Origin of the sequence: Pseudoalteromonas sp. T1lg75, assembly GCF_002964705.1 — a bacterium.
Taxonomy (GTDB): Bacteria; Pseudomonadota; Gammaproteobacteria; order Enterobacterales; family Alteromonadaceae; genus Pseudoalteromonas.
Window position 1 is genome coordinate 487,263 of sequence record NZ_PQCD01000033.1, and the last position, 15,433, is coordinate 502,695.

A 15,433-nucleotide genomic window follows, 5' to 3' on the forward strand; every position below is an offset into this window, starting at 1 on the left:
CCAACTAGGGAACGCAATTAACGGCGTGGCGTCAATTAACAGACTGCGCTTAGGCACTAGCTATCAGGGTATTGATATCGGCGCTCATCTCGCTCAAGGCTTGTTGCCAGGCTTGGCTTAAGGCCTTAGCCAAGGCCTCGTAGCCATCTTCGGCCAGGGCTTGGCTGTGATAAAAGCGCGAAATCTTCAACACATGCAGCTTGCCCTTGGCATCAACCTTAGACAGTCGCCAGGTGCCTGCTATTTCCGCATTGTTATCCAAACCACCATTAAATTGCTCTATGCTGACATCGAGCTGGAAAAATGAGGCCTGCAACTGCTCAGCGTATACATCCGCTCCCTTGACCACCATGACCTTATCCAGCTCTTGCATCAGCTGTGATTGCGCCATGGTTGCCAGCAATTGCGCAGGTGCGTCGGCCCAAAAGTGATAGTTGGCACTGTATACCTGATGCGCGGAGCGTTTAATTACCATGGCGCGATTATTCAAGGTGCCGCGCACGGCAATAGGGCTCAGGCGCAATAAGTGCTCACTTTGCAGGTGATCGCGGCTAAATAACGTGGGCCCGCTCGAGTCCGTATTTTGCTCGGAGCCCTGCAACTGATAGTGATGCAAACTGGTACTGCTACTTGAGCAGGCACCTAGCAAGGCGCAAGCAGCCAATAATGAAAGTAATCGCGACATTAATCTTTACTCCTTGGGGTGGGGTCTACGGGCAGCTCCTTGTCGAAAATCAGCATATTCGGCTGTTCGTTTAGGCCTCGTGACAGGGGTTGCAGCTCGTCCATCAGACGCTGCACCTGCTGTAATGTGCTTTGCAACTCTTGGTACATACCAGAACCATTTTGGAAGCTGGCCATGGTGATCTCGAATTGCTCCATGCTTTGCTCGAACTGGCGCATGCTTTGGCTGATGTCGGCCATGTCCTTGCTGATATCGCCGGGCAGGGCGCGGGTCGCTGGTTCATTAATAAAGGTACGCATATCCGCGGCCAAAGCCTCATAATTCGCCATGGTTTGCTCAAATTGAGACAGGCTTTGCTCGACCTTGAGGTTTTTCACCTTGTTAAGCACGTCGTTTAGCTGGTTCGCTAAGGCCGAGATGCCGCTGGAGGTGCTTGGGAAAACCGTGTATTCACCGCGTTTGGTGAGCACCGCCGGCTCAGCGTCCGGGTACATATCCAAATCGACATAAACGGCACCGGTGAGCAGGTTACCGGGTTTTAGCGAGGCTCTTAAGCCCTCGGCCAGCCAACCCTCGACCCGGGATTGCCAATATTCTCTTGCTTGTTGAGTGTCACGATAAAGACGGCCATACTCGATGCGCACTAGCACGGGTACGGCGTTAGTGGTGTCACCGAAGTGGGCAGGCGCGCCGTCGATGAGCACTTCGGCGGGCACCTGTTCCACTGTGCCGATGCGCATACCGCGGTATTCCACCGGCGCACCCTCGCGCAGACCGCGGATCGACTGTTCAAATTGGATCAGGTAGTGGTCAAAATCGTAAAAGCGTTGCTCGAGTGCGGCGCTATAACTTTCACTAAGGCTAAAACTATGACCTTCTTTTACTACCGGTCCAGGAGAGTTATCCTCTGGGATGCCTAACGAAATGCCGCCTTTTAACAGCTTGGATAGAGAGCCCGTTTTAACACTGATCCCATCGACGTCTAGGTTTACTTCCAGACCGGCCTGCACCCAAAAGATCGTATTCAAGGTGACCAGGTTTTCATAAGGTGCGTTAATAAACAGGCCGTAGCGCATTACCTGTTGGTCCCAGTCAAAGTGGGCGGTTTCGATTTGGCCGATACGATAACCTTTAAAGTAGACGCCGGTGCCGACATCAAGCACCTCGGCGTTGCGGCTGGAAAGTTTATAGCGGGCTCCTTGCACATCATTACCGATAAGGGCCGGTTCTTCTAACAGTTCAAAACGGTTAACCAGCTTGTCGCTTTCACCGGGGGCAAATTCTATGTACACACCCGAGAGCAGGGTGCTAAACCCGGTGACGCCGGTTTCATCGATACGGGGTTTAACCACCCACATTTTGGCATCTTCGCTCAGTAAGGAGTCGTAATGTTTATCGATTTGGGCACGTACGATCACGTGGTCTTGACTCTGTGCGAGACGAATAGCATCGATCGTGCCTATTTTTACGCTACGTACCTTGATCTCCGTTTTACCGGCGACAATGCCTTCGGCATGGACCATTTTAATATAGATGGTTTGCCCTTTATCCAATTGATACTCAAGCAACATCCATGCACCGACAAACAGCGCCAGCAAGGGGATCAACCAAATCGGTGAAATTCTCGCCGCGGCTTGTATGAATGCAGGTTTAGTCATTTACCACTCCCTTTACCTGTTCAGGGGGATCCCAAATTAGTCTTGGGTCGAATGAATGAGCGGCGAGCATTTGACAGATCACCATAGCTCCAAAACACATGGCGCCGAACCCCGGCTCCACAGACATTAAATTTCCCAGTTGTACTAAGGCCACCAAGAGGGCGACCACAAAGACATCGATCATCGACCATTTACCAATAAACTCGGTGACCTGGTACAAACGAGTATAGGTGCTCGAGCGGCTGCCAACATGGCGATACACCAGCACGCACAAGGTGGCCAACACCAAGGCCTTGGCCAAGGGCACCACAACACTGGCTAAAAAGATAATGGCGGCTATCGGGTAGGAACCCATTTCCCACAGCAAAATGACGCCGCCGATCAGGGTGGACGGCTCCTTAGCACCTAAACTGGTGGTGTACATAATGGGCAAGGCATTGGCTGGAATATAGAGTAATACCGAGGTTAGCAACCAGGCCGCGGCTTGTTGCAGCCCTTTCATATTGCGAAAGTGGGTGGCGCTGTGACAGCGGGGACACTGTTTTTCGGTGGTCAACTGGTGACACACATGACAGGCCCTTAATTGCGCATCGATGGCGCGAATGCCACTGTTTACCGGGATTTCCTGATAGGGACTGATTTGTTGCCACAGGCGTTCGTTGTTAACCCGGCTCAAGGCGGCGATATAACAGATCACAAACCCCACATACGCCCAAAAGCTTTGCCCGAAGGAGACATCCGCCATGCTCATGATTTTCACCATGCTGATCAACACGCCCACCAGGAAAATCTCGGACATCACCCATAATTCCAGCGCCAGGGTGAATTTCAGTAATCGCCGTCCCCACTGTTTGGGCAGGCTGCGCAGCAAGCCCATATGCAGGGGTACCAATAACAGCAACATCATCAATGGCAGGATAATAATGCTGAAGTCGATAAACACTCCAAGCAGGGTACTGTCGTAGTTAAACAGCATACGCCCGGCATCGGGCAGGGTGATGGTTTGCGTCAGGCCATTGCTGGAAAAAGAAATAAAGGGATAAAACACTGAGCTGAGTAACAGCAAGATGGCGCTTAGGCTGAGGGCGACAACCTGAGAGTCGTTATTTTCGGTGCGCAGATTAATCTGGCTGCGGCAATGGGGGCATTTTGCGACTTGCCCTGCTGCTAAGTCAGGAACTTCAACAATGAAATCACAATGTGAGCAGGCTAGACGCATGATTTCCCGAAAATGATAAATTACCACGTATCCGTTAAGAATAGCCGTTTTAGCCGCTTAATCCTAGTAACTTATTGTTACACAAATGCAGCTAAGTGGTGACTGGCAATGATAAAAATGCTTTTTTCGGGATCCCCTGAAAGGCAGAAAAGACCGAGGCGAGAGGTGGTGCCTAGTTAGCGATGATTCGAATGGACGGTCGGTGCCCAGGGCACCGACGGGATAATGATGGGTTTTGCGCTACGCAAACAAGGCGACGGTTTGCTTACTCTGGGCTATCACATCGCCGCTCTCTGTGTATAAGGTGGCGTCTTCATAGGCGTAGCCGTTGTGGGCAGCCGTGGTGGTGATATCCACGCCCACCCACTGGCCGGCGCTAAGCCTGGGCAGATGCAGGCATTCCACATGCCAGCTCATGCTGCTGGCCGGTGCCGGGCTTGGGAAAACCTGAAGCTGCGACGGCGGCCAGCTGTCTATTAGGGCGATAAGATGAGTCCAGTCATAATTGTGCGTTTGTTCTTTAAAGCGCATCCAGCCACTTAAGTCAGTGGCTTGGCTGGACTGTAGGGCATGCCACCTGCAACTAAATTTAAATCCACATACTGGAAGAAATTGGGCATCACCCCCTGCACAAAGGGCAAGCATTGCTCGGCGTTAGGTGCCTGTTTCCCCTGCAATTGGGCGTATGGTACTTCAACGATGGACGCTCGGTCTTTAGCAAACAAGCCCTGCACGGTTAAACAGACCTGGTTATGTTGTGTAATGGTGGCCGCATATTGGCTTGAATTTTTACCTTCTCGCAGCAAGTTAAAAGACAAGGTAAAGGGCTCATCTGGGGCGATGGGGCCGACAAATTGGGCGCTAAAGGAGCGTAGGGTGCGCTCGTCATGGCAATGCAGCAACATGGATTGCAAAGCAAAGGCACAGGAGAGCCCGCCAAAGGCGGTGCGACCTTGAGTCCATGACTCCGGGAATTGCAGGGTTTGCGTGTCTTTTTCACCGACCAAGGCCATAAGCTGATCAAAAGTCATAATGTGATTCCTTTTCGTTCTTGTCCGACCAGTTTAACGCCTAAACCTTGTTTGTAGAGTGGCCAAAGTGAAAAAAATTTCAAAAAAACGAATTTTTTTTATGGTTCACGCTTGAATTAGCAAAACTGACCCCTATTTAGTAAGCATCATACAGTTAAACAGATTTTTGAAGTTGGAGAAGATTCATGGGTAAGATTATTGGAATCGACTTAGGTACTACTAACTCTTGTGTGGCAGTACTAGATGGCGACAAGCCACGCGTAATTGAAAACGCCGAGGGCGATCGCACTACCCCTTCAATCATTGCGTTTACCGAAGACGGTGAAACGCTAGTAGGTCAGCCGGCGAAACGTCAGGCGGTAACAAACCCTACAAACACAGTATTTGCGATCAAACGTCTTATCGGTCGTCGCTTTGAAGACGAAGAAGTACAACGCGATATCGGCATCATGCCGTTCAAAATTGTTAAAGCAGACAATGGCGACGCATGGGTAGAAGTGAAAGGCGAAAAACGCGCTGCACCTCAGATTTCAGCCGAAGTACTGAAAAAGATGAAAAAGACCGCCGAGGATTACCTTGGTGAAGAAGTAACGGGTGCGGTAATCACGGTTCCTGCCTACTTCAACGACTCACAGCGTCAAGCAACTAAAGACGCCGGTCGTATTGCAGGTCTTGATGTTAAGCGTATCATCAACGAACCAACGGCTGCGGCACTTGCTTACGGTATGGACCGTAAACAAGGCGACAACGTGGTTGCAGTATATGACCTAGGTGGTGGTACCTTCGATATCTCAATCATCGAGATTGACGAAGTTGAAGGCGAGCACACCTTTGAAGTACTAGCGACCAATGGTGATACACACCTAGGTGGTGAAGACTTCGATAACCGTGTTATTAACTACCTAGTTGACGAGTTCAAAAAAGAGCAAGGTATCGACCTGCGTACCGACCCGCTAGCCATGCAGCGTGTTAAAGAAGCAGCCGAAAAAGCAAAAATTGAGCTTTCAAGTGCACAGCAAACTGAAGTGAACCTGCCATACGTTACAGCAGACGCATCAGGTCCTAAGCACATGAACGTGAAACTGACTCGTGCGAAACTTGAGTCACTGGTAGAAGACCTAGTTACTAAGTCTATCGAGCCACTTAAGAAAGCATTGGCCGATGCCGACCTATCTGTAGGCGACGTAAACGACATCATCCTAGTGGGTGGTCAAACACGTATGCCACTGGTACAGAAGACGGTTGCCGAGTTCTTCGGTAAAGAGCCACGTAAAGACGTGAACCCTGACGAAGCTGTTGCTGTAGGTGCTGCGGTACAAGGTGGCGTACTAGCCGGTGACGTTAAAGACGTACTACTACTGGACGTTATCCCATTGTCTCTAGGTATCGAGACCATGGGTCAGGTTATGACCACGCTAATCGAGAAAAACACGACTATTCCAACGAAGAAGTCGCAAACATTCTCGACTGCTGAAGATAACCAAAATGCAGTAACTATCCACGTGTTACAGGGTGAGCGTAAGCGTTCAGCCGACAACAAGTCACTGGGTCAGTTCAACCTTGAAGGTATTCGTGCGGCGCGCCGTGGTGAACCACAAATCGAAGTTACATTCGATGTTGACGCCGATGGTATCCTACACGTGTCTGCGAAAGACAAGGACACAGGTAAAGAGCAGAAGATAACTATCCAGGCTTCTTCAGGTCTAAGCGACGAAGAAGTAGAAAAAATGGTACGTGACGCCGAAGCGAATGCCGAAGCGGATAAAAAGTTCGAAGAGCTTGTAACTGCTCGTAACCAGGCCGATGCCATGGTTCACGGTACGCGTAAGCAAATCGAAGAAGCCGGTGACGCATTACCTGCAGAAGATAAAGAAGCAATCGAAGCGGCCGTTGCTGAGCTAGAAACAGCAATTAAGGGTGAAAGCAAAGAGGAAATCGATGCGAAAACTCAAGCCCTGATTGAAAAGTCACAAAAGCTAATGGAAATCGCGCAAGCGAAAGCCCAGCAGCAAGGCGGCGCCGATGCAGGCAGCCAGCAACAAGCTAAGCAAGACGACGACGTTGTTGATGCTGAGTTTGAAGAAGTGAAAGACGACAAGTAATTCACTTGTTGCACACGGGGCGCGCTGGCGGAATTCGCTTGACGCGCCCTTAGTGTATGTAGAATTTTAAAAATAGTGGTAGATATGTCAAAACGCGATTATTACGAGGTACTGGGTGTAGCCAAAGACGCCAGTGACCGCGACATTAAAAAGGCTTATAAGCGCCTGGCGATGAAATATCACCCGGATCGTACTGCCGGCGACAAGGAACTTGAAAGCAAGTTCAAAGAGGTGAAAGAAGCCTACGAAATTCTTGGCGATGCGCAGAAACGACAAACCTATGATCAGTTTGGTCATGCTGCATTTGAACAAGGCGGTGGCGGTGGTCACGGCGGCTTTGGTGGTGGCGGTGACTTCGGTGATATTTTTGGCGACGTATTCGGCGACATCTTCGGCGGTGGCCGTCGTCAGTCTCGTCAGCAACGCGGTGCTGATTTACGTTACAACATGGACCTAAGCCTGGAAGAGGCGGTGCGTGGTAAAGAAGTCGAAATTAAAGTACCGACCTGGGTGAGTTGTGAGCCATGTGATGGTTCCGGTGCAAAAGCAGGCTCAACGCCGAAAACCTGTCACACCTGTCATGGTGCTGGTCAGGTGCAAATGCGTCAGGGCTTCTTTGCGGTACAACAAACCTGTCCAACCTGTCAGGGCACAGGTCAGGTTATCTCCGACCCTTGTAACAGCTGTCATGGCCAAGGTCGAGTAGAAAAAACCAAGACCCTATCGGTGAAAATTCCGGCGGGTGTTGATACCGGTGACCGTATTCGCCTGGCGGGCGAAGGCGAAGCGGGTGCCCATGGCGCGCCAGCGGGTGATCTTTATGTGCAAGTGAGTGTGCGTGAACACCCGATTTTTGTGCGCGATGGCAATAACCTGTATTGCGAAGTGCCAATTGGCTTCACCACCGCAGCCCTTGGCGGCGAGATTGAGGTACCGACCTTGGATGGCCGTGCCAAACTAAAAGTACCGGCCGAGTCGCAAACGGGCAAAATGTTCCGTATGCGTGGCAAGGGTGTGAAATCGGTGCGTTCGGGCTCAGTGGGTGATCTGATCTGTAAAGTGGTGATTGAAACCCCGGTTAACTTGAACAGCGAACAACGCGAGCTGCTGGAGCAGTTGGAAAAGAGCATGGGCAAAGACAGCTCAAAGTATCGTCCTAAGGAGAAGGGTTTCTTCGATGGCGTTAAAAAGTTCTTTGATGACCTGACTAAGTAATACCAATTCACTTAAATAGCTAATCATTCTAGCGGGCTAAATATCGTGCTCACTGTGTTGGAATTTTTCTATGTAGAATAACTACATAAGGAAAATTCCGCCTTGTGATCACATCATTTATCCAGCGCTATATCTGATCACATACTTAACAGATTTGGTATCAGAAAATAGTGAAAAAGCGCCTTAAGGCGCTTTTTTTATGCCTGCTGACACCGGCTCAATTTAGCAAAATGGCTTGCCCCTCCTCAATATTACAGCGGCATAGTTCGGCGCTGTCGCTGTAACGGATATCATCGATGGCTGTTTTCACCTGTGTTAATTGTTCGCAGCGCAGCACACACTGGCGCTGTTGCTGCCAGTAACTGTACTCGGCCTGCACAAACCAGGTCAGCAGCAGGCAGACCAAAACCAGAGTGAACACCCTGAGTCTCTTTAAAAGCATACTCGCCTCCGCTCACTAAAGTCTGATACTTTAACTCTAGTGTAAAAACGATGAGCCTACCCGGGCATATCTGCGTCAGTTTAGGTGCTCGGTGTGAAGAGAGGCGAAAGGAGCTAGCTGACTACCGGTTGATTAACCTCGAAGTTTGCGTCACGTAGAGGGGGTTATTTATAGATATCTTTAGTGACCTCTTTGAGCCCGCTCTGAGGTAAAAATTGATCCGAGATGGTTAAAATTGCATGCAGGTTATTTTTTAATTTTTCTAATTCGAGGTCGCCGGGCTGGAGTGACGTTTGCAGCAGGTGAATTGCCATGTCAGCGAGCAATATACGTTGTTTTTCAAGCCACAGGGGATCCCCTTGTGCCGCGGTGTGGGATAAATAACCACTTTCTACAAGGCTATGTAGCTCCCAGCTTGTGCTTATTATTTTGTTACGTTGCTCGTTATTCAAATTCAAACCTGCTCGACTTGTTGACCTGATAGGGATTGCTTTTTTCTATTACAGCAATAAGTTAGCAGCATACCTAGGGTGCAACAAGCTCACGCTAAAGGTTTTAATCTGAGTTTTTAGACGGCGTCGTTATAGTTAAGCGATAAGCGTTATATAAGCCTTACCAAGCCATGGTTTGCATACCAAAAGGGAGTGCCTGACGCGCCAAACCTAGCTTGTGTGTAGTTTTTCTACCCTTATTCTACTCGGCAAAAATACTTCTTAAATTGCCATTTACTTGCACGCACATAGTAGCAGTTGTCCTCAAAGGTGAGGATCTGGATGATATCCGCTCTTTGGGCGCGATTGAAATAGGTGGTTCTAATGGTCGTTTCACCGAGAAGTTCCAGCTTATAGGGGGTGAAGGTCAGCTGCTCCGGCATGCGATCTGCCGGGTAGGTGGTGAAGGCATCCTGACGCAGGACATGGACAATACCCGAGTTGATATTATCCTTCAGCATCAGTCTTTCCTGGGCAGGGATCTCTTGTTGCGAGAGCAGGCTTGCCAGTGTTTTGGCTTCATTGAACTGCCACGCACCCACATAAAAGGGCGTTTGCCCTGCTTGGTAAACGAGGTAAGTTAAAAATAATCCCAAACAAAGAGGCACCTTCATAGTTTCCTCTGATCAACCTGGTGTGCATCAGATTGCACACCCTTGATGAGCGTTTGCTTGGTCGCAAATTTCCTTAATCGCCGCGTTTTCCTCTGCGATGGCGTATCACGCTACTAAACGCTGCAATGTCTCTAGTGGTACCGGCTTTTTGAAACCAAACCTGTTAGAGGGATCAGTATAGTGCGTAAATCATACGGCGCTCTTCAGACCTATAACTTCATTACTAAGCATCTGAATATGTGCGCATTTTAATTAGTTTAAGTGAGTGTTTTCTTAGCAGAAGCAGGGGCAATCTGAATAATTTAAAGGCTTAAGAGTTCTTAGATAGGGCGCTCAAGAGCATCACAATAAGCAGGGCCGACGTTTTAACTAAGCACTTATTATTAGATGAGCTATATTGAGCTTAGAGTTTTAAAAGTACAACCTGCACTCGGTTATAAAGGGATTTTGAAATGCTTAATGGCGGCTTGGTCACGTTTGTTCTACTTGCACTTTTTATTTACTCCTTGTTGTCCGTAATTGGTCGGAAAAATTATGGAAAACGAATCAAAAGGCTTGTTTTATGTCGGGGAATGAGCGCAAAAAGCAAGGTTTCTACGAATACGCGGTTACAACTACATCGTGCAGCCCCCGCTTTTTTCCAAAGCAGAGGGTTAACTGCAGCAAATATTCAATCCGATGAGGCCTGTCAAATACCCTGGTTAGCCAGTTATGTGGCCGATGAATTCGCTGTCATGGTATATGAATTGCTGCAAGCCAAGCATAAAAAGTTTTCGCAGAGAGCCTTTGTCGTCACTCTCTTTGATTACACCGATGAAATTAAGCAGCGGCTAGATATGCTTGACTTGCCTGAGGGGGCTGAACGCCTCGTGGAAGAAAAAAGTACATCATTTGTTTTTGCTGATAGTGCTTCAAGTCTAGATGAATTGCCGAGTATCATTGACAGGATAGGCGGGCTTGAAGCAAGTGGAGAAATCTACCACACCACGGCCACTCGCTTAAAAAAGCAACAAAACTCCTCAACGCTGATAAGTTTACTAAGGGTCCTGGTGTTGGCTTCGCTTAGCTTTGTTCTAGCCGCCTTACTTGTTCACGGCGTCATGACTCAAAGTATTATCACGGTCAGTGGTAATATGCTAGAGCCTATCTACCTTGAAGAACAACCATTTTATTATTCTATGACAATGGCCTTTATGGCACTTGCCTTTGTCGTCTTTGTGGCGCATTTAGTGCAGTCCTGCAAATGGAAAGAGAAAGTAATTCAGAGGGCTTATTTTCGCTATGTTGCCGCTACCATCATCGCTTTTTTGGCGACACCTTATTTGCTAGGTGCTGATGTTGACAATCCGTTGTCGGTAAAAACGCATAGGTTAATAACCGCAGCTAATAAAGCGCTGCTGGAAAATTCAATAGCCAAAAGTGGCACCGTCGTGGTAACGCCAATCCCATTAATTTCTCCTGGGCTTACCGAACTTTTAAAAAATAATAAGTTTGAAGAGTTAAATAACGAGCTGGATAAGTATCATTCACTGGCCGCACTGGATATTCAAAATGAGCACTTATTATTTCAGGCCTATTTATCGTTTGCCAATAGTGATGACAAGGTCATTTACGCTATTAACAAGTGGTTATTGAGTGAGCCATCTAATCCTAGGGCTCAGCTTGCCGAAGCATTCTTTTTCTATGGCAAAGGTTGGTCTGTTAGAGGAACCAAGAACTCTGCGGAAACGCCCTTAGAAAATATGCTAGAGATGCAGCGACTTATGGCGCGCAGCTATGAAACCGTTACCAAGCTCAGGAAAATTGAAAAATATGAGTTGGCGGCAAGTATATTGGCTATAAATATTTTACAGGTAAGAAGCGGTAAAAAGGAAGCCAAGCAGATTTTTACTCAGGTGATTGAAAAATATCCATCCTCTTACTTAATTCGTTCTCATTATATGGGCAGTTTAACGCCGAGGTGGGGGGGGAGCTATTTGACAATGCGTGCAGTGATAGAGGGGGCTGCCGCCAATCTCGCTAGCAACCCTCAACTGGCCCTGTTGGAGGGCGAAATTCTTGAAGAAGCGGGTAAAATTGCCGCTCTTGCCGATAACTATTTCCAAGCGAGCGAATTTTATAAGGGCGCTTTAAGGTTTGGTGATAACCCTTACGTTTTGCATGAGCTAGCAAAAAGCGAGTATCGACTGAAAAATTATGGCCAAGCTCTGGTTTATTTCAATCAGGCGTTAGCGCTCAATGCAAACAGCCACACCAGCTATTACTGGCGCTCCAAAACCCACCTCAAGCTCAAACGGCTGCGCGAAGCCGAGCAAGATCAAAAAACAGCCTTGGCGATAAGGCCTTATGAGAAGTACTACCAAGGTCATTATAAATCAGTCAAAAATGCAATCGCTAAGAAGGAATATCGGCAGTACTATGGTTTCAATGCGGCAGGAAAGCCCGCATCGACTTCGCACAGTATCAGTTCAAAAGGCTATACCGCTTATCAGCATGCGCTGGAAATGATTGAAGACGGGCGTTTTGATTCGGCGGTGGTCAAATTAATTGAAGCGATTAATGCCGATCCGCATACAATCGAGTACTACATTACCCTTGATATGGTGTTAGGCCAAACCAGGCAGTGGCCCACCATAATTAGTTATTGGCAGAAATTTCTCACCTTGTATCCAGATAATGCTAGAGCTCACCGGGAAATATCCGGTACTTATTATCACAACAAAGAAAATAGCAAGTCGTTGTATCACTTAAAGAAAGCGGCAGAGTTAGGTGATGAGCTGGCATTGCAACGTCTTAAACGGATAAAAGGCTCGGATTGAACAACCTAGGCTTAATGCATAGGTTGTACTTATTACAGCTAGTTAACCGTAAGTTCAAAGGTTTTCTCGTTGAGCAACTCCAATTGCCAGACGTCTTCGCAATCATCCGGGCCCAACATAAAATAGGTATAGCCTTTGTCCTTTATCAGATAAAAGTGCATGCTTTGAATATAGAGGGAGGCAAGATCCTTTATTTGCGTCGGTGAGAGCGAGCCCTGCTGCTGGGCAAATGTGGATTTTTGTTTTTCTAAATTAGTTTCTACCCAGGCCGAGTCCCTGACTATTTGTACAGCGTAAGAAATTAGCTGCGGGTTTGGTTCTAAGGCGCCCTGTTCATGCTCCAGGGTGATGGCCTTGTTATTAACGTTGCCCACCCATTTATTACTCTCGCTGTCGTATTTTAGCGTGCCTAAAATAGTGTGGTTTAGCTCTTTTGCCATTTTGGGTTTTTTCTTCAAAATCCATGAAAACATAACATTCCCTTCTCGGTTAAATCTCTTGGCCCCAAGGCATAGGCCTTGGGTTCGGCGCCATTCTAGCGGTAAATATTACAAGTTAAAAATATTTAAGATAAACAAGGTATAAGCCACTTATGTGTAAGCGGCTCTAACCCCAAAATCGACAGCACCGAGCAACAGGAGAGTGGCAAATAGGCAGGCTAAAAATCCGGCGAATATCTTACTGCCTCGTTTAAAACCGAATTTACTGTAGCCGTAGGCGGGAATGCCGATAAAACCGATTAGGGCGCAAAACAAGGGAAAATAACCAAGATGGGTTATTGAGTTCTCTGCGCCGTGGTACCTACACCAGGCAAAACAGCAAAAGGAAATAAATAGGGTATGAGGTAAAAAGGTAATGCTTTCCTTGCCTTGGGCATACAGAAAATAGCTGTCTATAAAGGCCGCAAGGATGTAAGAAAATAGCGCCAAGATGATTATTTTATTGGATTTTTTCATCTTCTTTGGGCCGTTAGGCAAGGCTATATTCGCGATTAGCCTTACACAAGTCGTCGTGCAGCCTCATCACATGAATTGTCTTTGGGTCGGTAATATCGGAGCCGAGTTTCATCATAAATTTGCACGAGGCATAGCCCTTGGCCTTGCGTTCATAGGTGCGTATCCAGTCCTGGCGCTCTTTAAGGCGCTCCGCCTTAATAGGCCAGACCCCAGGGCGCGGACGAAGCCTTTCTATGCCCACTCGCCAGGGTTTGGGGCTGACCCTGGCCCTAAAACAGCGCTGATTGCGACACATTTGCATATAGACCCTGTCCGAGCCAAGACTTTTTAACAGCGCTGCCGCGCTCTCACTGGTGGGCTCGTAGGTTTGCTCCATAAAAAGTATACGAAAGCCCATCGAGGTCTGGTAAATACGCATATGCAGAGCGGGGTTATCGGCAGAGACCTGTTTAAAGCGCGTGATGGCCTCTTGTTCCAAGCCCCCTCTGCGGTTAATAAGCCGGTTGTTGATAAACCCTGCCAAGGTGGAAGCCAATAGCAGCGACACCAGCACCGCGGCAAATAACACCCACCAGGAGCCGGCGACCAAGGCGGTCGCGGCGCCAATCAGTGCCAGGCCGATAAACGCCCAGGTAACGAGTCTGGTCGAGGGTGCACTATCGAGATCTATGTCGGCAAACATCACATCCGGGGTATTTAAACACAGGGCGCCATAGGAATTTCTAGAAATAACCACGTCTTGATGGTTGGCGACGACTTCTTCGCGGATAGGGATCCCTTCGGCACCGTTATAGGAAATTTTATGATCAATGCGTCGCACATCGCCTTGCTCGCTCAGGGTCTTGAGTGCTTCCCCAAGACGTTGCTGCGCATGTTGCTTTGCATCTTCTTCACTAATATCCGACCAACCAAAGCGTTTGATGGTGTATTGTCGGTCGTTGGCGCGGGTTTTTGCTTGCGATTCTGACCAATACTTGGGGACTATCATGCCGTCTTCCTTGGGTGGCTAAGGCTGGAGAGCGAGAAAAGATAATGCTTACCTTAGCACTTTTTGAATTCTAAAAACTAGGCTTTATTTAGTAAAGGCAATGAGTTACCTCAATTTCCCCGGGAAAGAATTGGTGAGGTTAGAGTGGGGAGCGGGAGCCCAGCACCACGGGCTCCTAGTAAGGTTTTTTATTGATGTTGCCGATACACCGCCAGCGGGTGAGAGGTACTGAGCGAGATATGCACCTTATCGCCGGGACGTACCATCACCTCGTGGCTGACTCGGCTGGTGACTAGGGTATTGCAGGTCAGCTCAACCGCACACAGGCGGCTGCCGCCTTCAAAGCGTACCCAGGTCACGGTACCGTTACTGTTCACGCTATTTTGTGCCAAGAGTACGTCATCGGGGCGCAGCAGCACATCCACGGCGCCCGCCTCACAATCTATGCCTTGCGCCGGCGCTATTCCGATGGCGGTGCTGGCTTGGCCATGTTGATAATCACCGGCAATAAAGCTGGCTTCGCCTAAAAAGCGCGCCACAAAGCGATTGCTGGGCAAGCTAAAACAGAGCTCTGGGGTATCGATTTGCTGAATGCGGCCTTCCTTAAGCACCCCGACTCGATCGCCTACCGACAGGGCCTCTTCCTGATCGTGGGTCACCCAAATCGCCGGGACACCTGCTGCTTTTAGGGCGTTGCGAATATCCCAACGTAAGGTGTCCTTAAGCGCCGCATCCAGGTTTGATAGCGGTTCATCGAGCAGCACAAAGTCGGGCTGGTGGGCCAGGGTCCGGGCCAGAGCTACCCGTTGCTTTTGTCCGCCAGACAAGGTGGCGGGCTTTTTATCACGAAAGGCGCCTAGGCCAAGCAGCTCAATCCAGTGCTCGGCCAAGGAGGTGTCCTTTAAGCGAAAGCAGATATTTTGCTGTACGGTTAGGTGGGGGAACAGGGCAAAGTCCTGAAACACCATGCCGACGCGACGTTTCTCAGGTGGTACGTGCAATTTTGGTGTTGCCCGCCAGGTGCCAAGATTGATTTCTCCGGCGCTGATCGGAATAAGCCCGGCGAAGGCCTGTAAAATGGTGCTTTTTCCGCAGCCGGTAGGACCAACCAGCATCAGGATCTCACTTTTATCCAGGGAGAGATCTAAGTCGCTTACGACCCGATTACTGCCATAATCGATAGCCAACTTACTAACAGATAACATGTATTTTT

Annotated in this window: 15 protein-coding genes; 3 read left to right on the forward strand and 12 right to left on the reverse strand. The window is 48.7% G+C overall.

Features of this window, described 5'->3' with window-relative positions:
* Positions 1-49: 49 nt before the first annotated feature.
* The 5 genes from C2M36_RS08755 to C2M36_RS08775 all read right to left on the reverse strand — a co-directional run bounded on the left by C2M36_RS08755 (position 50) and on the right by C2M36_RS08775 (position 4,593).
* The gene (locus C2M36_RS08755) at positions 50-685 is read right to left on the reverse strand and encodes a PqiC family protein (protein ID WP_105254575.1); all 636 of its coding nucleotides are present in this window, start codon (positions 683-685) and stop codon (positions 50-52) included.
* Positions 685-2,343, reverse strand: a complete 1,659-nt coding sequence (gene pqiB, locus C2M36_RS08760) for an intermembrane transport protein PqiB (protein ID WP_105254576.1) — start codon at positions 2,341-2,343, stop codon at positions 685-687. The genes C2M36_RS08755 and pqiB overlap by 1 nt, the downstream gene beginning before the upstream one ends.
* On the reverse strand, positions 2,336-3,562 hold the full coding sequence (locus C2M36_RS08765; protein ID WP_105254577.1) for a paraquat-inducible protein A: 1,227 nt from the start codon (positions 3,560-3,562) through the stop codon (positions 2,336-2,338). Before C2M36_RS08765 ends, pqiB begins: the two co-directional genes overlap by 8 nt.
* A gap of 240 nt (positions 3,563-3,802) precedes the next feature.
* Entirely contained in the window at positions 3,803-4,093 is a 291-nt protein-coding gene (locus tag C2M36_RS08770; RefSeq protein WP_234399129.1) for an acyl-CoA thioesterase domain-containing protein, read from the reverse strand.
* A gap of 8 nt (positions 4,094-4,101) precedes the next feature.
* Positions 4,102-4,593 carry an acyl-CoA thioesterase gene (locus C2M36_RS08775; protein WP_105254579.1) on the reverse strand — a complete coding sequence of 164 codons (492 nt, stop codon included), beginning with the start codon at positions 4,591-4,593 and terminating at the stop codon, positions 4,102-4,104.
* Between the two features lie 185 nt (positions 4,594-4,778).
* On the opposite strand from C2M36_RS08775, the gene dnaK reads away from it, so the two are divergent.
* Both dnaK and dnaJ read left to right on the forward strand, forming a co-directional pair.
* A complete protein-coding gene (gene dnaK, locus C2M36_RS08780; RefSeq protein ID WP_105189067.1) occupies positions 4,779-6,695 on the forward strand; it encodes a molecular chaperone DnaK in 1,917 nt (638 codons plus the stop codon).
* Positions 6,696-6,779: 84 nt separating this feature from the next.
* Positions 6,780-7,910 carry a molecular chaperone DnaJ gene (gene dnaJ, locus C2M36_RS08785; protein WP_105254580.1) on the forward strand — a complete coding sequence of 377 codons (1,131 nt, stop codon included), beginning with the start codon at positions 6,780-6,782 and terminating at the stop codon, positions 7,908-7,910.
* Between the two features lie 217 nt (positions 7,911-8,127).
* Here the strand turns inward: dnaJ and C2M36_RS08790 are convergent, their stop codons facing one another.
* From C2M36_RS08790 to C2M36_RS08800, 3 genes are all read right to left on the reverse strand, one after another.
* Positions 8,128-8,352: a hypothetical protein gene (locus C2M36_RS08790; RefSeq protein ID WP_158678900.1), complete on the reverse strand. Its 225-nt coding sequence runs from the start codon at positions 8,350-8,352 to the stop codon at positions 8,128-8,130.
* A gap of 164 nt (positions 8,353-8,516) precedes the next feature.
* The gene (locus C2M36_RS08795; RefSeq protein WP_105254582.1) at positions 8,517-8,804 is read right to left on the reverse strand and encodes a hypothetical protein; all 288 of its coding nucleotides are present in this window, start codon (positions 8,802-8,804) and stop codon (positions 8,517-8,519) included.
* Between the two features lie 236 nt (positions 8,805-9,040).
* On the reverse strand, positions 9,041-9,439 hold the full coding sequence (locus C2M36_RS08800; protein ID WP_158678901.1) for a hypothetical protein: 399 nt from the start codon (positions 9,437-9,439) through the stop codon (positions 9,041-9,043).
* 590 nt (positions 9,440-10,029) lie between these two features.
* Here C2M36_RS08800 and C2M36_RS08805 point away from each other — a divergent pair.
* Positions 10,030-12,276 carry a tetratricopeptide repeat protein gene (locus tag C2M36_RS08805; RefSeq protein ID WP_105254584.1) on the forward strand — a complete coding sequence of 749 codons (2,247 nt, stop codon included), beginning with the start codon at positions 10,030-10,032 and terminating at the stop codon, positions 12,274-12,276.
* Positions 12,277-12,314: 38 nt separating this feature from the next.
* Here C2M36_RS08805 and C2M36_RS08810 read toward each other — a convergent pair whose 3' ends face one another.
* From C2M36_RS08810 to C2M36_RS08825, 4 genes are all read right to left on the reverse strand, one after another.
* Positions 12,315-12,749: a hypothetical protein gene (locus C2M36_RS08810; RefSeq protein ID WP_105254585.1), complete on the reverse strand. Its 435-nt coding sequence runs from the start codon at positions 12,747-12,749 to the stop codon at positions 12,315-12,317.
* A 117-nt stretch (positions 12,750-12,866) separates the two neighbouring features.
* Positions 12,867-13,232, reverse strand: a complete 366-nt coding sequence (locus C2M36_RS08815) for a hypothetical protein (protein WP_105254586.1) — start codon at positions 13,230-13,232, stop codon at positions 12,867-12,869.
* Positions 13,233-13,245: 13 nt separating this feature from the next.
* Positions 13,246-14,220 (reverse strand): hypothetical protein, encoded by a 975-nt coding sequence (locus C2M36_RS08820; protein ID WP_105254587.1) that lies wholly within the window; start codon positions 14,218-14,220, stop codon positions 13,246-13,248.
* Positions 14,221-14,408: 188 nt separating this feature from the next.
* Positions 14,409-15,425 carry an ABC transporter ATP-binding protein gene (locus C2M36_RS08825; RefSeq protein ID WP_105254588.1) on the reverse strand — a complete coding sequence of 339 codons (1,017 nt, stop codon included), beginning with the start codon at positions 15,423-15,425 and terminating at the stop codon, positions 14,409-14,411.
* Positions 15,426-15,433: the final 8 nt, after the last annotated feature.